The 18989-nt window shown below is 44.9% G+C and carries 18 protein-coding genes; 4 read left to right on the top strand and 14 right to left on the bottom strand.

What is annotated here, in order from left to right:
- Window positions 1-9: 9 nt before the first annotated feature.
- Window positions 10-1788, bottom strand: coding sequence for an SLC13 family permease (locus tag CHL76_RS11570; RefSeq protein ID WP_158219167.1), 1779 nt, complete (start codon window positions 1786-1788; stop codon window positions 10-12).
- Between the two features lie 226 nt (window positions 1789-2014).
- Here CHL76_RS11570 and CHL76_RS11575 point away from each other — a divergent pair, with 226 nt between their 5' ends.
- Window positions 2015-2254: a DUF362 domain-containing protein gene (locus CHL76_RS11575; protein WP_079475396.1), complete on the top strand. Its 240-nt coding sequence runs from the start codon at window positions 2015-2017 to the stop codon at window positions 2252-2254.
- Window positions 2255-2503: 249 nt separating this feature from the next.
- Here CHL76_RS11575 and CHL76_RS11580 read toward each other — a convergent pair whose 3' ends face one another.
- Genes CHL76_RS11580 through CHL76_RS11590 form a run of 3 tightly spaced genes read right to left on the bottom strand, consistent with a single transcriptional unit; the run spans window position 2504 to window position 5532 of the window.
- The gene (locus CHL76_RS11580) at window positions 2504-3445 is read right to left on the bottom strand and encodes a glycine betaine ABC transporter substrate-binding protein (protein ID WP_079475395.1); all 942 of its coding nucleotides are present in this window, start codon (window positions 3443-3445) and stop codon (window positions 2504-2506) included.
- A 58-nt stretch (window positions 3446-3503) separates the two neighbouring features.
- Complete coding sequence (locus CHL76_RS11585; RefSeq protein WP_079475394.1) at window positions 3504-4343, bottom strand: ABC transporter permease; 840 nt, start codon at window positions 4341-4343, stop codon at window positions 3504-3506.
- On the bottom strand, window positions 4336-5532 hold the full coding sequence (locus CHL76_RS11590) for a quaternary amine ABC transporter ATP-binding protein (protein WP_079475393.1): 1197 nt from the start codon (window positions 5530-5532) through the stop codon (window positions 4336-4338). Before CHL76_RS11590 ends, CHL76_RS11585 begins: the two co-directional genes overlap by 8 nt.
- A gap of 258 nt (window positions 5533-5790) precedes the next feature.
- Between CHL76_RS11590 and CHL76_RS11595 the strand changes: the two genes are divergently transcribed.
- Window positions 5791-6333 carry a GbsR/MarR family transcriptional regulator gene (locus CHL76_RS11595; protein ID WP_079475392.1) on the top strand — a complete coding sequence of 181 codons (543 nt, stop codon included), beginning with the start codon at window positions 5791-5793 and terminating at the stop codon, window positions 6331-6333.
- A gap of 9 nt (window positions 6334-6342) precedes the next feature.
- Here CHL76_RS11595 and CHL76_RS11600 read toward each other — a convergent pair whose 3' ends face one another.
- Together CHL76_RS11600 and CHL76_RS11605 are read right to left on the bottom strand one after the other, a co-directional pair.
- Window positions 6343-6591 carry a hypothetical protein gene (locus CHL76_RS11600; RefSeq protein ID WP_094908622.1) on the bottom strand — a complete coding sequence of 83 codons (249 nt, stop codon included), beginning with the start codon at window positions 6589-6591 and terminating at the stop codon, window positions 6343-6345.
- A 48-nt stretch (window positions 6592-6639) separates the two neighbouring features.
- A complete protein-coding gene (locus CHL76_RS11605) occupies window positions 6640-7233 on the bottom strand; it encodes a hypothetical protein (protein ID WP_094908623.1) in 594 nt (197 codons plus the stop codon).
- Between the two features lie 94 nt (window positions 7234-7327).
- Here CHL76_RS11605 and CHL76_RS11610 point away from each other — a divergent pair, with 94 nt between their 5' ends.
- Complete coding sequence (locus CHL76_RS11610; RefSeq protein WP_094908624.1) at window positions 7328-8326, top strand: LLM class flavin-dependent oxidoreductase; 999 nt, start codon at window positions 7328-7330, stop codon at window positions 8324-8326.
- 46 nt (window positions 8327-8372) lie between these two features.
- Here CHL76_RS11610 and CHL76_RS11615 read toward each other — a convergent pair whose 3' ends face one another.
- Window positions 8373-9587, bottom strand: coding sequence for an MFS transporter (locus tag CHL76_RS11615; protein WP_094908625.1), 1215 nt, complete (start codon window positions 9585-9587; stop codon window positions 8373-8375).
- 338 nt (window positions 9588-9925) lie between these two features.
- On the opposite strand from CHL76_RS11615, the gene CHL76_RS11620 reads away from it, so the two are divergent.
- Complete coding sequence (locus tag CHL76_RS11620) at window positions 9926-11515, top strand: solute:sodium symporter family transporter (RefSeq protein ID WP_179124146.1); 1590 nt, start codon at window positions 9926-9928, stop codon at window positions 11513-11515.
- Window positions 11516-11880: 365 nt separating this feature from the next.
- Here CHL76_RS11620 and CHL76_RS11625 read toward each other — a convergent pair whose 3' ends face one another.
- The 7 genes from CHL76_RS11625 to CHL76_RS11655 form a co-directional block, all read right to left on the bottom strand.
- Entirely contained in the window at window positions 11881-12969 is a 1089-nt protein-coding gene (locus CHL76_RS11625) for a YkvI family membrane protein (RefSeq protein ID WP_233133385.1), read from the bottom strand.
- Window positions 12966-14081, bottom strand: coding sequence for an alanine dehydrogenase (gene ald / locus CHL76_RS11630; protein WP_079475387.1), 1116 nt, complete (start codon window positions 14079-14081; stop codon window positions 12966-12968). Before ald ends, CHL76_RS11625 begins: the two co-directional genes overlap by 4 nt.
- A gap of 79 nt (window positions 14082-14160) precedes the next feature.
- The gene (locus tag CHL76_RS11635; protein ID WP_079475386.1) at window positions 14161-15753 is read right to left on the bottom strand and encodes an amidohydrolase; all 1593 of its coding nucleotides are present in this window, start codon (window positions 15751-15753) and stop codon (window positions 14161-14163) included.
- A 30-nt stretch (window positions 15754-15783) separates the two neighbouring features.
- Complete coding sequence (locus CHL76_RS11640; RefSeq protein ID WP_079475385.1) at window positions 15784-17049, bottom strand: Zn-dependent hydrolase; 1266 nt, start codon at window positions 17047-17049, stop codon at window positions 15784-15786.
- 14 nt (window positions 17050-17063) lie between these two features.
- The gene (locus CHL76_RS11645; protein ID WP_079475384.1) at window positions 17064-18533 is read right to left on the bottom strand and encodes a sodium:solute symporter family protein; all 1470 of its coding nucleotides are present in this window, start codon (window positions 18531-18533) and stop codon (window positions 17064-17066) included.
- A gap of 17 nt (window positions 18534-18550) precedes the next feature.
- Entirely contained in the window at window positions 18551-18787 is a 237-nt protein-coding gene (locus CHL76_RS17390) for a DUF3311 domain-containing protein (protein WP_307725201.1), read from the bottom strand.
- A 38-nt stretch (window positions 18788-18825) separates the two neighbouring features.
- The coding region (locus CHL76_RS11655; protein ID WP_143747456.1) for an aldehyde dehydrogenase family protein at window positions 18826-18989 on the bottom strand (164 nt) is incomplete at its 5' end.

Here is an 18989-nt window from a genome sequence, read left to right on the forward strand (position 1 = left end):
TTCCAATTTTTAACCCCATACCGTCCATGTAATACTGATTGTGATAGTCATTACAATCAGGCTTACCGGCACACCGATTTTCATAAAATCGGTAAAACGATAGCCGCCCTGCGTGTATACAAATAAATTCGTCTGGTAGCCGATCGGCGTAATAAAGCTTGCCGATGCTGCAATCGCAACAATGACTGCCGCTGCTACAGGGGATACAGATAAAATATCCACTGTTTCCAGTGCCACCGGAAGCATAACGATAGCCGCCGCATTATTGGTTACCACTTCCGTGAATATATTTGTGAGTACATACAGGGCAGTAAATACTCCAAGGACGCCAAACGGCATAAACCATTCGATCATCTGTTCAGCCAGAAGCGAGGCTGCCCCGGTACTCATCATCGCTTCTCCAAGCCCAAAAGCAGCGGCAATGACAATCAGCACTTCGTATGGAATATAGCGGTGGACATCTGTAAGTGACAGTGATCCAGTTACGAGCAGGCCGGCGACAGCAATCAGCGCTGCATAAAAAATAGGAATAATCTGCAGAGCCGCCAGAACAACCATCAGCACCATCATGACAAGCGGCAGCCAGCTTTTCCATCTCGGTCCTTTTAAAAAGGGATTCACGCTATTTTTTAGTACGTGAAAATCATTATGAGCGCTCGTTTTTTGTTCAAATTCCGGGCCAGCCAAAAGCAGGAGCGTGTCCCCCGGCTTTACCACCATTTCTTTCATTTCCGGCGAGTAGCTTTCATCATAACGATGAATACCGATAATTGCGGCATCAAACCGCTGGTCAAAGAATATGTCTTTTAATTTGGTGAATAAAATATTAGAGTAATGAGTTACCATTACTTCCATCAGTTTTCGTTCTTTTGGCTGTTCAGATGCCTGTGCTTCGTTTGCTTCTGTTTTGATATTGAGTCCTTCAATGTTTTCAAGCACAGCTACCTGGGCCAGATCTCCGTAAACAACCAGGCAGTCGCCGGGCTCGAGTACATGGTGTTCGCCGACCTCTCTGCTGCCCGGGGCGTCTTTTGGTATCACTGCAAGCAGCTGCATCGAAGGATCGTTAATAAAACCTGCCCGTTTCAGTGTCTCTCCGAGATGCTTGTATGCCGGCGTGATTTCGAGCTTCAGCATATACTTCCGCCGGCCTTCCTTCTGATAGAACAGCGGGGGTTTCCGTGCCGGCAGAATCTTTATGCCAACCGTTAAAATAAAGATGGTGACAGCAATTGTTGCCGGGATGCCGATTAAGGCGAGCTGAAAAAAATGAAACCCTGCGTAGCCCCGCTCCAACAGAAGCCCATGCACAACAAGGTTGGTGGACGTGCCTATTAGTGTAATCGTGCCCCCAATAATCGTGGCGTAGGATAGAGGAAGCAGAAACTTGGACGGAGCGAGGTCATACTTTTCACACCATCGTTTCACAAGCGGTGAAAACGTTGCTACGATCGGTGTGTTGTTTAAAAAACCGCTCATAAGCGCCGATGGTACAAGCATTCTCATTAATGAACCCCTCGGGGTGCGCCCTTTACTCAGCACCCCTTCCACGAAACGGTCGACAATGCCGGTCTGCTGGACGGCCCCTGCGACAATACAAAGAAGGCCAACGGTCAGCATGCCCTGGTTGGCAAACCCCTTCAGCCCCTGTTGCGGGGTAATAAGCCCCGTGACCAACAGCAAAGAAAGCACGAATAGAAAAATAATACTCGGTCTCGCAATTTCTTTCATCAACGCCCCCACCATCGCCAATACGATAATAAGCACCCATGCAATCTCCCAGGACACGCCGTCACCTCCCTCCATGTGTAATCCATAGTATTTTAATATGTTTAATCAAATTTAGACTCATAACCCATTATACTTATCGGCAGGTAATTGTAAAGGAACACTATATGTTTTACACTAGGAGAAGAGAGGTTTCTTACTAGGCGCCGGCTTTCTTCATTGGAGAGACAGGTTTTCGGCGCGTACTCACAAATCTCTTGAATATTTCGAAAAGAGGTGAACCAAAATGGCATTCGTCATTACATCGCCATGTATAGAGGAAAAAGCAGGGGAATGCGTGGATGTTTGTCCTGTAGACTGTATCGAAGAAGGAAAAGAGCAATTTTATATTGATCCGGACGTTTGTATCGACTGTGGTGCCTGTGTAGTTGTCTGTCCAGTAGAAGCAATCGTGGAGGACACTGAACTGACACCGGAAACAGAACCGTATCTGGAAAAAGCAAAACAGTACTTCGGTACAGAATAGATCAGATCCCGCTTTTTATTAGCGGGATTTTTATATTTTATAATTAGGCAGATTAAATTGGGTGAAAACGGGTAAACCATTACTACCCCACCCCATACCTCGATTATTGAACCGGTTTAAGGCAGCATTATCTGCTGCCTGGTTCATGATTGCGCCACTTCCTGATGCCCGCAGGCTTATGCCTGTGGGTATTTGGTGTAGTTAGCCATAAAGAAAGCCGGAACTCTCAGGAGCTCCGGCTTTCTACGTTTATTCTTCTGATTCAAGATCTTCAATCGATTCGATATCCATATATTCCGGTACAACCAGGCCCGTGATTGCGCCTTCGAGGTTCGGACCAAGATCTTCATAGCTGTCGCCGTATTCTTCCATCTGGCTCGCGTGTGTGTTCGGGAACCAGCCGGAAACCATGCCGTCTGCTTCACCGTCAGCAACGGCCGCAAACATTGGCCCCGCTTCAAGCTGAGTTAACGTTACATCATAGCCAAGGTCGGTAAGCACTTCTCCGACTACGTTCGTAGAAGCAATTTCAGAATCCCAGGCAACGTACACAAGTTCAATTGCTTCACCGTCGACTTCCTCTACGCCGTCAGTCCATTCAGATACCATATCTTCGTTTTCATCGACCCATGCAGCAGCAGCTTCAGCCGGTTCTGTGCCGTCCTGAATCTCTACCATGATTTCTTCCATGTTAGAAGCTTCCCACTGGAACTGATCGAGGAACTGGTACGCCCCCGGTAGATCCTCTTCGAGTCCCTGGCGCACCACGGTATGAATATCGTCACCGTCACCGTAAGAGCCCTCCGGATCCTCCAGGTATTTCAAATCATATTCGGCGAATTTCCAGTGAGGGGTCCAGCCGGTGACAATGATCGGTTCTTCATTTGCAATCGCGTCCCCAAGTGCACTAGTCATTGCCGCTCCTGAGCTTGCCTGGAGATTCCAGTTGCTAAGGTTGTAATCTTCAATCGCCTGGTCTGTTTGAGACATAATGCCAGCCCCAGCGTCAATGCCGGTAATCGTGTAGTCTACTTCTTCGCCAAAACCTCCCGAAGAGGATTCTTCACTCGATCCGGAATCGTCAGAGCCGCCGGATTCTTCGGAATCTCCGCCACCGCCGCACGCGGTCATAATTGCAGCCATTGAAACTCCGGCTGCGCCTAAACCAGCTTTTCTCCATAATTTTTCCATGTAAATTACTCCCCTTTTGTTTGAATTATATGGATACTTCCATTAACGGAAGGTGTTCCTATTTTCGCTTACTTGCTCCAATACCCTGCGTCAGCCGGTCCAGGATAATCGCCACAATCACGATCGCAAGACCGGCCTCAAAGCCGCCGCCAACGTCGTTCCGGCCGACGGCAAAGTAGACGGCCGTGCCGAGGCCGTCCGCCCCGATCATTGAGGCAATGACGACCATCGACAGCGCCAGCATGATCGTCTGATTAATCCCCGCCATAATCGTTGTTTTGGCCATCGGGAGCTGTACCTTGAACAGCTTTTGGTTCCCCGTCGACCCGAAGGCCTCCGACGCTTCAATGATTTCGGTCGGCACCTGGCGGATGCCGAGGTTCGTAAAACGGATTGTCGGCGGCATCGCGAAGATTACGGAGGCAACGACCCCCGGCACCATGCCGATCCCGAAAAACGCCACGGCCGGGATCAGGTACACAAAGGCGGGCATCGTCTGCATAAAGTCAAGCACCGGCTTCACGGCGCCTTCTACAACCGGGCTCCGGGACATCCAGATGCCGACCGGCACCCCGATCACTATGGAAATCAGCCCGGCGGTTAGTACGATGGCGAGCGTGAGCACCATGTCCTCCCAATAGCCTAGGTTCCAGATCAGGAGCAGCCCAAGCAGAACAAACACCGTGAGCCCGATTTTCCGGCCGGCGAACCAGAACGTTAATCCGGTCATGATTAACAGCAGCAGCCACGGCGGGAAAATGCCGAACAACCATTCGAAGCCGCTGATCAAGTAACCAACAATATCCGTCAGAGGCCCAAAAATAAATTCTGCCTGGGTCAGCCAGGACACAAACGCGTCAATCCAGTCAGCCAGCGGAAGCGGTGTAATCTTATTCAACGGCTTCTACCTCCTTGCCGGACAGAAGTGCCATGACAGAACCTCTCACGACGATACCTACGAGCCTGTTATCTTCATCAACGACAGCAACCGGTGTATTTTTGTATGTAAGCAGCTCAATCATTTCCTTGACTACTGTGTCCTTCTGTACTGCCGGCACGTTTTCGTGAAGCACGCTGCGCATATCTTCCGAGCCCTGCTCCACCAGCTCCGATACTTCGTCAGCATGCACGATCCCGAGCAGCGTCCGGTCTTTATTCGTCACATACAAGCTCGAAATGCCTTCTTTTTTCATTCGCTGCAGCGCCACCCGCGGGCCGTCTTTATCAATCGTAAGCGTTTCCGGACGTTTCATGACCGCTTCGGCGGTGAACACCTTGGAGCGGTCTACGTCTTCGACGAACTGGGCCACATAATCATCCGCCGGATGCTGAAGAATGTCCTCCGGCGTACCGATCTGGACAATCCGGCCATCCTTCATAATGGTAATGCGGTCCCCGAGCCGGAGTGCTTCGTCCAGGTCATGAGTGATGAACACGATCGTTTTCTGCATCCGTTCCTGCAGTTCCAGCAGCTCGTCTTGCATCTCCTTCCGGATCAATGGGTCCAGCGCGGAAAAAGCCTCATCCATCAGCAGGATATCGGTGTCCGCTGCCAGTGCCCGGGCCAGGCCGACCCGTTGCTGCATGCCGCCGGACAGTTCATCCGGGTACATGTTGCCGTAGCCGCCAAGGCCTACGAGCTGCAGCGCGTCCTCCGCTTTTTTCTTTTTATCCTGATCTTCCAGGCCCTGAATTTCCAAACCGTATGCTACATTGTCGAGAATTGTCCGAAATGGGAATAGTCCGAATTGTTGGAAAACCATGCTCATTTTTTCCCGGCGTACCTTTCTCAGTCCTTTATCATCCATGCGGGCCAAATCATCGCCGTCCACCCATACGCTTCCCTCGGTCGGATCAATTAACCGGTTCAGAAGTCGCACTAGTGTAGATTTCCCGCTTCCGGAAAGGCCCATGATGACAAAAATTTCCCCGGCTTCTACCGAAAAATTGGTCCGGTTCACGCCGACCGTGCAGCCCGTTTCTTTTAAAATCTCGTCTTTCGATTTTCCCTGTTCCAACAGGTTAATCGCACGGTTCGGGCGCTTGCCGAAGACTTTGGTTAAGTTCTCTACTTCTATCTTCGCCAACGTTTCACACCTCTTTTACTATGTCTGTCTCTGTATTTGTTATCACTCTTTTACTATATATTATTAGGATAAAAGTTACAAAACTTTCCTCACTCCATTTGAGGCTGTTTTATTCATAAAGTATATACTGTACATAAATTATATACTTATATCTATCTTTATCTACTGATTAAAAGATTTAACGACCGAATATTCAATTTTTTTATTTCAAAGCATTTTGCTAAACTTTAAGCACTACATGCAAAAAGGGGGCCCTGTATGGAAAGGGAACAAAAAAACATTCAGGACAAACTGGACGAAGCGAAACATCAGTTTATTGGCACGATTGCCCAAAATATGGGCCTGTACGGCGTTTCCGATACAAACGGACGTTTGTACGGCACCGTGTTGTTTGCCAAGCGGCCCATGACCCTGGATGATATGAGCACAGCACTCGGCATGAGTAAAATGAGCATGAGTACAGGGATACGGGCCCTCATGGAGGCAGATATGGTGGAACGGGTGTGGGAAAAGGGAGTACGCAAGGACCTGTACCAACCCAACGACGACTGGTACCAGTCATTTGCTTCTGCTTTTGTGAACCGGTGGCGGGAAGCTGCGGATAATAATCAAAAAGCAGCCCGCCAGGCCAAAAAAGATTTTGAAACTTTTTTAAAGGAAGCGGACGAGCCGTATCTTATTGAAGTGCTGCAGCACGATCTGGAAAAAATCAACTATGCCCTCGGATATTACGAATGGCTGGATGAAGTGATACGCATCTTTGAAAGCGGTGAAATTTTTACGATGGTCCCCCCAAAATAAGCTCAGCTGTTAAATTTCCAGCAGTGGCAGCCGATGTTCAAGCCGGATCTGTTCACGCACTCTCCTCGCCAAAACTGCCTCCGTATCTGCCGGCTGCCAGAGCAGCGCATACTGATACAAATCATGCCATTCTAAAATATTGGCAAATTGCTGCAGCGAGGGAAGTGGAATACTCCACGTACTGTCATAGCCGGCCAGCAGTTCATTAAAAACCATTCTCGCAAATGGCTGATAATCCTCTTCTCCGGAAAAAGACATCAGGATACTCCGCAGCAGCGCCGCAAGATCGTATAACCTTACATGGACTCACGGCATTGCTCCTGGAAGAAGGACTTTCTCTGCTGAAAACCCAGTCCGCCATTTCACTTCCCTGAAAACAAAACCTATGCTGCCTGGTTGTGTGGCCGCCTGCTGTATGACGGGGAATAACGAATCGATGCTTTGCCGAATAATCGTCTGGCCTTCCGGAAGCAGTTTATCCATCTGCCGTCGCTCTGCCTCAGCGGTCTGTTCTGCCAATAGAATGCTCTTTTTATCGTTTCCCGGCAGTTTTTCATGCCAGCTGCGGTGTTTTGCTGCCAAGCCGGCGCCGAGCTTCCGGTACTTCTCTTTCCCCTTTCCGCAGGTCCCGGCTTTCTTCTGATACATATAGGCATGGCCATCCTCCCCTGCACTCGGCAATTTTTTCCCATCTATTGTTTTTCTTATACCGATATCATTTTCAGCTTCAAGCCACTGAATTGTTTCTTTCTCTGAAAGGACAAGCTTTCCAATTATCAGAACCCATTCTGTATTCATTCTGTCTTTCACTTCATAATGACTGGCTCCGCATTGTTGAACCGTTGCCCGGGCTATACCGTACACTTCCTGGATCCAATGGCTGATTGCTTTTGTGTTCATCAAACGCCTCCGTTTCATTTACTGTAGATTTTTCCGGTTTTCTTTTACACTGGACTAGCATAGAAAAGCATTCTGTTTAGTTGGAGGAACGCGTATGAATATAAGCATTCTTGACCAGTCACCAATTGCAGACGGCGAAACACCCGAAAAAGCCTTTGAACACACACGTGAACTTGTTAAACTGGCCGAAGACTTGGGATTTCACCGCTTTTGGGTAGCTGAGCATCACAGCACGAGCGGCCTGGCCGGTTCTTCGCCGGAAATTCTGATGTCGCACCTGGCAAGCGTTACTTCAAGCATCCGCATCGGTTCAGGAGGGGTCCTGCTTCCTCAGTACAGTCCTTATAAAGTAGCAGAAAACTTCAAGGTGCTTGAAGCTTTATTTCCAGGCAGAATCGACCTTGGCATCGGAAGGTCTCCCGGGGGAGGCAATACGATCCGGGAAGCTTTGACCGATGGCCATAAAAAGAGCCTTTCCGCCTTCCCCCGCCTTCTGCAGGAAGTCCAGGGGTTTATTGACCGCTCTCTTCCCGGAAACCACCCCTATGCCTCCATTAAAGCCTCTCCGATGAGTGCCTCTCTGCCCGAAACATGGGTGCTGGGCCTGTCTGAACGCGGCGCCCGGGACGCTGGCAAACAAAGCGCCGGGTTCATGTTTGGCCATTTCATCAGTCCCAACCAGGGGGTGGACGCAGTCCGAAAATATCACGATTCTTTTGTACCAAGCGAGCGCCAGCCTCGGCCGGTGACTGCCGCCTGCGTATTTATCGTTTGTGCTCCCACCGACGAAGAAGCTGAGCACCTCGCTTTAAGTCAGGATCAATGGCTGTTAAATGTTGAAAAAGGAACAAATACGAAAGTACCTGCTCCAAACAGTATAGACCCCAGTAACTGGACACAGGAAGAACAGGAAAAAGTCCGGCACAATCGACGCCGTGCTGTTATTGGCTCTCCCGCCACGGTCCAAAAGCAGCTGCGCGAGCTTCGGGATAAGCTCGGACTCGATGAATTAATGGGCATTACCAACATTTATGATTTTGAAGCAAAAAAGATATCTTTTCAGTATACTGCAGATATTGCCGGCAATCTTTAAACAAAAAATCCGCACGCTCGATTGAGCGGTGCGGATTTTTTCGTTCTTAAGAATCTGTGGCCGGGACTCCCTGTCTGTTTTCCTGGACTTCTTTTTCGCTGGAACGAAACGAAAGCCACGAAAGCATTAAGCCTAAGAGCGTAATAACAGCACCGGCCATACCAATCAGCGGAAGGCTGAAACCAAGGCTGATCACTACACCGCCGACCCAGGCTCCAAAGGCGTTGGCCAGATTAAATGCAGAGACTGCAGAAGCGCTCGCAATCGATGGCGCTCCTTCTGCCGCCCGGATAACCGTCGTCTGCAGAATAGGCACCGTCCCAAAGGCCCCCATTCCAAGCAGAAGCACCGAAATCGGAGCCAGCCAGGTAATCGTGCTCGTTAAGGTGAGAGTCGACAAAATAACAGTCAGCGAAGCCATCACAACCATGAGCGGCTTCAGCAGTGATTCAGCGTTCAGGCGTCCGGACAGCATGTTGCCCAGAACGCCCCCTACCCCGAATAAAAAGAGGGAAAGCGTTATACCTACCGGACCAAGGCCGGTAATATCCTGAAGCAGTGGTTCAATATACGTGTAGGCAGTGAAAACACCTGAATATCCGAAAACCGTAATAGCTAGTGCAAACAGCACCTGCTTCCTCTTAAATACGCCAAGTTCTTTTCTCATCGATGTTGGCTCTTCGGCGTTCATATTCGGCACGAAAAAGATGATGCCGAGCAGGCTGATAACACCGAGGCCGGCAATGCCGGCAAAAACCATTCTCCAGTCAAACAAATCTCCAATATATGCTCCAAACGGCACCCCGATCATTAGCGAAATAGTCAGTCCGCCGTTAATGGCAGCCACCGCGCCGGCTTTCTTCGATGGAGGGACAACTTCACTCGCCATAACCATGGCAATGGCAAAGAAAGGTCCGTGCATCAATGCGGAGAAGACGCGTGCCCACAGCAGCACCGTATAGTTTGGAGCCAGCGCACTGGCGATGCTGGACCCGATAAACAGCAGCATCAATCCAATCAATACATACTTTCTTGGAAATTTCACCAACAGAGATATAGCGATTGGCGAGAGCACAGCGACACCGAGCGCATACATGCTGACAATCAGCCCTGCAGCAGAAATCGTGATGCCAAAGGAATCCGAGACATTCGATAAAATCCCCATGGCGACGTATTCGGTAGTACCGATAGCGAACGTAGAAATCATAAACATGGCAATCATCACCATTGGGCGAAACGTTTGGCCATTGCGTACGATCATTGTTATCCCTCCTTGATATATTAATCAATCATTCTTTCGTCCTGTTTAACCGCAACGAGTTCTTATTCTATAGGCTGAGTCTACATACGTCTAGATTGTAAAACGCTTACGACACAAAATCGTCACATTTTTTCTGTTGATTTTTTTATTTACATCATGTAAGGGTTATCATTTCTTTTTTATCAATAGTTTCATTTGCTTTATGAAATCATCGTTATGATGTTTTTTGTACAATCCGCTTACATCGGGGGTTTGCGCAGAAATCCCCCGGGGTAAACCTTTTTTCGTGCACGTTACCAAAACGTTTCGACATAATTTAACAGCAGGAAAGAAGGGACATCATGTTTTCACTTTTTACATTCATTCTCATTACCATAGCCATTGCCGGTTACGCCTCCTACCGGACAAAAAGCATTAATATGAAAAGCCAGGAAGGCTATTTCCTTGGTGGACGCAGCCTGATGGCACTCACCATCGGCTCCTCTACTCTGCTTGCCAATCTTTCTACCGAGCAGCTTGTCGGACTGAGTGGACAGACATACACTGGATCAATGGCTTCAATGGCCTGGGAAGTTACAACGCCGATCGCGCTCATTTTTATGGCGTTTATGTTTCTGCCAAAATACTTACGGGCGGGGGTAACCACCGTCACCGAATTTCTTGAAAAGCGTTATGACCAGCGGACCAGACAGATTGTTTCTTTACTGATGCTGCTTGGCTTTGCCTCTTCATTTCTTCCGACGGTGCTGTATTCCGGCTCGCTTGTGCTTGATCAAATATTTGATATTTCAAGCGTGCTCGGCACGAGTCAATTCTTCACTGTTTTGATTGTCTCTGCCGCCATTGGGCTTGTCGGTATGCTCTACATCGTATTCGGCGGTCTGAAGGCCATTGCTTCTGCCGACTCCCTGTACGGCGTTGGCTTAATTGCCGGGGGCCTGCTTATTCTGATACTCGGTCTCATGGCGCTCGGCAATGGTAATGTGTTTAACGGAGTCGGGACGCTCACCTCTGAACATACTGAAAAATTAAATGCCATCGACGGCAGCAATGACGCCCAGGTGCCCTGGCCCACCATATTTATGGGACTGTTATTTAATAACCTTTTTTATTTTTGTATCAACCAGGCCATTGTCCAGCGTCCACTTGCAGCACGCAATTTAAAAGAAGGCCAAAAAGGCGTCATGATTACCGCCCTGTTTAAATTATTCGGCGCCTTTTACCTCGTTCTTCCCGGCGTAATCGCTTATCATCTGTATGGCAACAGTCTCGCCAATGGAGACGCCGCGTACCCAACCCTTGTGACTGACCTGCTGCCGCCAGTACTCACTGGCGTATTCGCAGCTATTTTGTTCGGGGCTGTCCTGAGTTCGTTTAATGGGGGTATTAACAGCGTGATTACGCTGTTTACGCTTGATTTGTATAAACCGCTATTTCACCCGGACGCAGATGAAACGACTCTTGTTCGTTCCGGCCAGCGGTTTGCGATGATTGTAGCAATCGTTTCTATTTTCATCTCCCCATTTATTTTGTTTGCCCCATCAGGACTTTATAACTATCTGCAGGAAATGTTCGGGTTTTTTAACATTCCCGTGCTTGCCATTATGGTCGTCGGCTTTTACACCAAAAGAGTGTCGCCATTTGCCGCAAAAGTGGCTGTGCCGGTGCATATCATCTTGTACGGCGCCAGTAAAATCTTTATCGGAGAACTCAACTTCCTTTATGTACTGAGCGTGTTGTTTCCACTCAGCGTAATCGTGATGCTTGTTGTCGGTAAATTCAAACCGATGGCCGAGCCTTTTGAATTCAAAAATGAAGCACCTGTCGATATGGTGCCTTGGAAATACGCTAAACCAGCTGCGGCCGGCCTGGTTGCCGGCATCGCTATCCTATATGTTATCTTTTCTCCTCTTGGAATTGCTTCTTAATCTCAAAAAATGTGAAGATACTATCTGCTTGGCTCGTTTTATGCCAATTCTAAGGTTCTGGTGGAAGCGGTTCGCCGCTACACTCAGTTTTCCAACTACCAATTGATACTAGGAATATTTAAACGGCTTGACTCCGATAGAATACCGGAATCAAGCCGCTTAAGGATTTTACTTATTTTTATTATCTACTTGATAGAGTTCAGTTCATTTTCAGCACAGCCTATTTTATTATCCTTTAAATAATAGTGAAAAAGAAGTTCTAAAAATGAAAAACTCAATAAGAAATGAGTTACTTTTAAAATAACGTTTGAAGAACAATTTTGTTTTAATGGGACTTTTAAATATTATGTTCTCATGTAAATGATTTAACTATATTGTTTCTCTAAACGATTTAAACGGAGCCAAGAGATCGCCAGTGTGATAAGTAAAACCAAACCTAGAAAACCAATAACTGGATAAAATAAACCAATCAAATCAGAAAAACCAATAAAACTAGCTATATAAGCTATTATAAGAGTAGTACCTAAGAAGAAAGCAAAATTTTTAGTGCCTATTTTCGTAAATCTAGTCGTAAAGGGTAGAAACATACTAATAGCAGTGTTAAAAATCATAGCGTATAGCACGAGTGCCATACAAATTCCAAGAATGGGGGAAATATTGTTTACCATTTCAAGAATAGGTAATGCCTGGCCATCTAGTACAGCCATCTGAGAAAAAATAGCTCCATTTCCCAAAATAATTATAAAACCCAGACCTAGACCTCCAAGAAGGCCGCCGATTATTGCGTTTTTTTCGTTCTTTTCTTCGCCTCCAATGACAAAAGCAATCGCGGCACCTACAGAAGTATTAAATGAAACGTGATTTATGAAAGAAATCCACCAATTAGGCAAATTTGTCGACTGTTCTTTTGCTATTTGATTTAACGATGCAAGTGAATCGGTAGTATTGAAAATACTATAGATAGCAATAAGTATGACAAATATAAGTAAAAATGGTGTAATGCTCCCTATGATCACAATTATTTTGTTGAGTTGAAGCACACCTATCACAAATATAAGCACGGTTATAAGAGTCGTCCCGAAAACAACTGGTAGATTAAATTGCTGACTTAAATTTGACCCAGCTCCCGCCAACATAACAACACCAACACCAAATAAAGTAAGAATAAGAACATAATCAATGACAGTTCCAACAAATTTTCCACCTATTTGATAAACAGCTTCTTTATGTGAGCGAGTACGTAAACGACTACCAATACGAACTAAGGCCATACCTACAAACATATAAAGTATCGTAGCTAAAATTGAGCCAAAGAGGCCAGGAATGCCAAAGCTAGTATAATATTGTACAATTTCCTGCCCAGAGGCAAAACCTGCGCCTACAATAGCCCCTATGAAAGCGGTTGCTATTTTTAAAATGCTTTTAAAGTTCGAAATAGTAATTCCCCGTTTCAATTAGTCTCTTTAGCATAGGAGACGTGTGGATAGTTTAATTCTTTTGCTACGGCTTCGTGAGTCACTTTACCGTCAGCTGTGTTTAATCCTTTTCCAAGAGCAAGGTTTTCATTTAATGCCTTATATACACCTTTATTAGCAATCTGAAGGGCATAGGGGATAGTAACGTTGGTTAAGGCGATCGTGGAGGTTCTTGGTACTGCGCCGGGCATATTTCCAACCGCATAGTGAACGACTCCTTCGACGTCATACGTAGGATTTTCGTGTGTCGTTACTTTGTCCGCTGTCTCAATAATGCCCCCTTGATCAATCGCGACATCCACCATGACCGAGCCTTGGGCCATCGTTTTGATCATGTCTCGGGTGACGAGCTTAGGCGCCCGTGCTCCGGGGATGAGGACGGCTCCGATCACTAAATCAGAGGTCTGGACTTCCTGGGCAATATTTAAGGGGTTACTACTTATGGTTTGGATTTGGCCTCCGAACGTTTCGTCAATCTCCCGAAGACGTGCTGGATTTAAATCTACGATTGTCACATCAGCTCCTAAGCCATGAGCAATTCTTGCAGCGTTGGTTCCAACTACACCGCCGCCAATAACCGTTACCTTCGCTTTTTTCACACCCGGTACGCCTGATAATAGAATGCCTTTCCCGCCATAAACACTTTCCAGAAATTGAGCCCCCACCTGAGCAGCCATTCGCCCAGCTACTTCACTCATTGGCGTCAGCAAAGGCAGAGAACCGTTTTCTTGCACGGTCTCGTAGGCTATCGCCGTTACTTCATTCACCGTTAATGCTTCCACTAGGGCCGGTTCCGCAGCGAGATGCAGATACGTAAACAAAATAAGATTTTTACGGAAAAATTTGTACTCTTGTTCGATCGGTTCTTTGACTTTCATAACCATGTCAGCCTGAGACCAAACTTGGCTTGCCTGCTGCATAATAGCAGCCCCTGCCTGTTCATAATCATAGTCCTTAAAGCCGCTTCCTTCGCCGGCTTGGGCCTCGATAAACACCTCATGACCACTCTTTTTTAAATTTAAGACTCCTGCCGGGGTTATGGCTACTCTTTTTTCTTGGTTTTTAATCTCTTTTGGGATACCAATAATCATTTGTGGCCTCCTAAACAAATACTGTAAAAATAAATTTTTAATGAAGCAGCGCTAATTTATATATGCTAAATTGGATTAATTATTTATTTTCATAAACTACTTTTCCATCTATAAAAGTCTTCTCTACTTTAGTATTTTTAATCTCTTCAATAGGAGTATTCAAAATAGCACGGTCTAAAATAATAAAATCTGCCTTTTTATCAGCTTCAATGCTTCCTTTAATATCCTCTTCAAAACTAGCATAAGCTCCATGTAACGTATAAAATTTTATAGCTTCCTGTAGAGAGACACTTTGTTCAGAACCTACTATCTTACCGGTTTTTGTTTTTCTTGTTATCGCAGAATAAATACCAACAAAAGGGTTAATAGTAGTGATGGGATTATCGGAGCCAAAAGCTACTTTGAGTCCTTTTTCAGTTAAATCTCTGGCAGGAAATATATATTCAGAACGTTCTCCATAATCTGTTAAGTATCCATCTCCAAATTCATATATAAACGCTGGATTTAACACAGGAACAACGTTCTCCTCTACCATTTTTGTTTGTAGGTCTGGCAGTGCTAGAGCTGCATGTTCAATACGATGACGTTGAGTTTTGTTAGTTTCAGAATTAGCTAAGTGGATACATTTAAGAAGCATTTCAATTCCGAGATCGCCGATAGCATGGGAAGTAATCTGAAATTCATTTTTTGCAGCTTTCAATAACGTTTCGTTAAGTTCTTCTTGAGAATAATACAAAATACCAGAGTCATTTTCATTGCTAGAATAAGGCTCTCGGGTAGCCGCAGTAGGACCGCTACTACTACCATCAATAAAAAGTTTCGCAGGACCAATTTTATAAAAAAGGTCTCCTATACCTGTTAACATACCACCGTTTATGGCATTTTCTAGAACTTCTTTCGAGCGACTTAATGAACCTACTAAGACGTACAGTCGTTGTTTGATACTGTTACCACGTACCCCTTTAAAGAGCATTGGAAAATGACTATTTCCATAGCCTCCTGCGTCATGGACGCTAGTAACACCGTATTGACTATAGTGTTCAGAAGCTAAAAGATAACCTTGTAAAATGTTTTGTTCAGAGTGTTGAGAGAATTCGTACATATCCATATGTACGGATTCAAACAATTGTCCGTTTAATTTATTTTCTTGTCGTCCAAATGCTCCTCCTACTGGGTCCTCTTCATAATCACTTAGACCATAAAGTTCCATAGCTTTGCTGTTAACGACAGAAATATGATTACATGTTCTTGTAACAATGATAGGTAATTCTTGAGACACTTCGTCTAAATCTTTTCTAGTTGGATGCCTTTTTTCTTGTAAAGCTTTATCATTATACCCCCAACCTCTGACCCATTCTCCTTGCTTAGTAGAAGAAGCTCTTTCTTTTAATATTTTTTTCATTTCTTCTATAGAAGAAATGTTTTTACAGTCTACATTAAGCATGTTAGTACCTTGTAATTCAATATGAGCGTGAGAATCAATAAATCCAGGAAGCAGACTTTTACCTTGCAGATCAATAATGTGCGTATGAGCGGACAAATAATCGTTCATTTCTTTTTCATAACCGACTTTTATTATACGGTCGTCTTTAATTAAGAGAGCGTCATAAACATTAGATTGTGCATCAGCCGTAACAATTTGCCCGTTTATAAAAGCAGTTTCTTGTGCCAATATTTTCCCTCCACCATTAAAGTAATTAGTCTAATGAGAGTACTCTGTAAGAATGTTTTTCACAGTGTGATAATAAAAATTTGTGCCTTCAATAATGTCTTGTTCCGAGCTATATTCTAGTGGGTTATGACTAATCCCGTCTTTGCATCGCACAAAAATCATCCCGTAATCACATACCTTAGAGAGTGGCATAGCATCGTGAAACGGCCCGCTCATTAATTCCGTAGTTTTTATTTTCAAGTGCTCGGCTTGATTTATCATGATATTTTGTATCCAATCGGCGCAGTATCGGGGCTCGCTATTAGTATCCTCATGAATATCGAGTTCTAGATTGTGGTTGGAAGCTATTTTTTCTAATTCTATTCGTAACTCTCGCTCACATTCATTTCTGCGCTCTAAATCAATATCACGCAGATCGATCGTAAAGCTTACTTCCTCTGGAATAATATTACGGGAATTAGGGAAAACTTTAACGTGTCCGACTGTCCCTACTGTTGAAGCTGGTTGGCGTTTTTGTACTATAGTATGCAAAGCTTTTGTGGCTTCACTAGCGCCGAGGAAAGCATCTTGACGAAGGTGCATAGGGACTGACCCTGCATGACCTGCAAATCCTTTATATGTCACTGTAAGCCATAATGGTCCAGAAATGCCTGTGACAATACCAACTGCCGCCTCTTCATTTTCTAAAACGGGTCCTTGTTCAATATGCATTTCTAAAAAAGCAAAAAGTCGATCCGAATCATAAGCAGCATCATGTACTTTCTCAGGGTCCAGTCCCATGCTTTTTAATGCTTCACGTCTGCTAATCCCATCTTCATCTTTTCTTTCAAGCTCATTGTTTTCTAATTCTCCAACTAGTCCTCGAGAACCAAAAATACCTTTATTAAATCGAGATCCTTCTTCGTCGCTAAAAGAAACTATTTCGATGGTTCTTTTGAAAGTGTGGCCTTCTTCTATCAGGCTTTGAACTAATTCTATTGCTCCAAGCACGCCAATTGTGCCATCGTAACGACCGCCATAAGGTTGACTGTCAATGTGGGATCCGAGCATTAAAATAGGTTGCGATGGGTCTTCTCCCTCTAGCCGTCCAATCAAATTCCCAACTTCATCAATGCGCGTATAGAGGTTTGCATCTTTCATCCATTGTTCTACTAAAGCCAAAGCTTTTAAATCATCTTTAGAATGGGCTAACCTTCGCACTCCCGTAGTTCCAATTTTTCCAATTTCGGCAAGCTCATTAATATGCTCAAGTAAGCGTTGAGGATTAATATGCAAATTACTCGTTTCTGTACTCATTATAGACTCCTTTATCAATAGTTAGATTCGAATTCCTCCATCGCATCATTAAAGCGTTCAAAAGTATTTTGTTTTCGTGGAGGAGTAAGAAGAGTGACAGTAACAAATGCAATGACGTTGACCATTAATCCCCACATCCCAGCACTCAAACCTAAAGGGTTTTGCCAGCCTGGAATAAAAGTAAAAAGTAGTAATGTCACAAATCCAGAAATCAAACCTGCCAATGCTCCAGGAGAATTTGATCTTTTCCAAAATAAGGATCCTAAAGTGGGAACTATAAGTTGAGCAGAGCCCCCAAAACCAATTAAGCCAATAGTTACTAGAAAGCCGGGGACAAATAGAGTAAGTAAATAAGCTACTAATGAAAAAATTAAAATACTAAATCGACCTATTCTTAGTAGTTGATTGTTGGAAGCATTTGGATTTTTATACCTTTGGTAGAAATCTTTTGTTACTAACGTAGAGACAGCATGAATTTGACTGTTTGCAGTCGACATCGCCGCGGAAGCTCCGCCAGCTAGCACTAATGTAGCAATAACGATGGGAGCGTATTCATATAGTACTACCGGAAGTAATTGATCTGGGTTATCAATTTCATTAATAGTGAGTACTCCTGTCCAACTAACAAGTAAAGAACCAAAATAGGTAACAGCTACTAAAGAAATTAAAAAAGGCATTAAATTGAATAAGTTTCCATTCTTAACAGCGTACATACGCAACCAGAGTTGTGGTCCCATAATAGCTCCGATAGCAGTTATAAAACATAGAGAAATCCAAGATAGATATCCAGAATCTCCTTGAGGACCTGGCAAGGTTAAGTGCTCAATATTTTCAGCACGCATTTGTTCGAATAAAGAGAAAGGTCCACCAACCACATTTGAAATGTAAAAACCTACAAAAAGTAGACCAAAAAATACTAAAGCTCCATAAATAATATCTGTCCAGGCAACTGCACGTATTCCACCCACCCAAACATATATAATGATAACAGCATAGAACATTAAACCTGCTAACCAAAAAGGAATAGTCCCTCCTGAAGCAACCTCGATTAAGTATCCACCTCCAGTAAGTTGTATCTGAAGATAAGGAACTGTGGATATTATTAGAATCGTAGTAACCCAAAATCTCATTTTTTCGCTCTGATAAAAATCGCCTAATAAGTCAGAAGGGGTTACGTAATTAAATTTCTTTCCGAGAAACCAAACCCGTTTTCCCACTATGAAATATAGAAAACCAAATAAAATGTTCCATGCAAAAGCAGTGAGGTACACAGGCCCTTGCGTGTAAAAAGAAGCGTTAGAGCCCAAGAAAGCGAACGCACTCCACCAAGTAGCTGATACCGTGAAAAAAGCTGCTACTGAACCCATTCCTCGCCCTTGGATGAAATAGTCATCGCTTGTATTTTGTGATTTACTAGCTGCTATAAACCCTATAATTAGAGGAATAAGCATAAATAATAGAATAATTATTACGCTGATAGACATGGCGCTCCTCCAGACGTTTAATTATTAGAATGTCGTCCCCAGTTGGTCTTATAAGCTACAAAGAATAGGCAAGTACACAGTAACCACCAGAAAAACACCCAGAAAACTAGAAACGGCATCCCGAGGAGAAAAGGTTCGACACGGTTAGCGATTAAAATAATAGGGCTCTCTAACATAAAAAGAACAATAAAGGTAGCAGTAATATAAAAAACATATAATTTTCTGTTTACCATGTTAGATGTTCCTTTCACCATATGGGTTGATCTTTATTTAAATCCTAAATCGTAAGACATTACCAGCGGGCGGTGACCATTTTCTTGCGGGTGTAGAACTCCACGCCGTCCTTGCCGTTCGCATGCAGGTCGCCGTAAAAGGAATCCTTCCAGCCCGAAAACGGGAAGAACGCCATCGGCGCCGGCACCCCGACGTTGACCCCGAGCATCCCGGCATCAATCG

This window comes from Marinococcus halophilus (assembly GCF_002265875.1).
GTDB lineage: Bacteria > Bacillota > Bacilli > Bacillales > Marinococcaceae > Marinococcus > Marinococcus halophilus.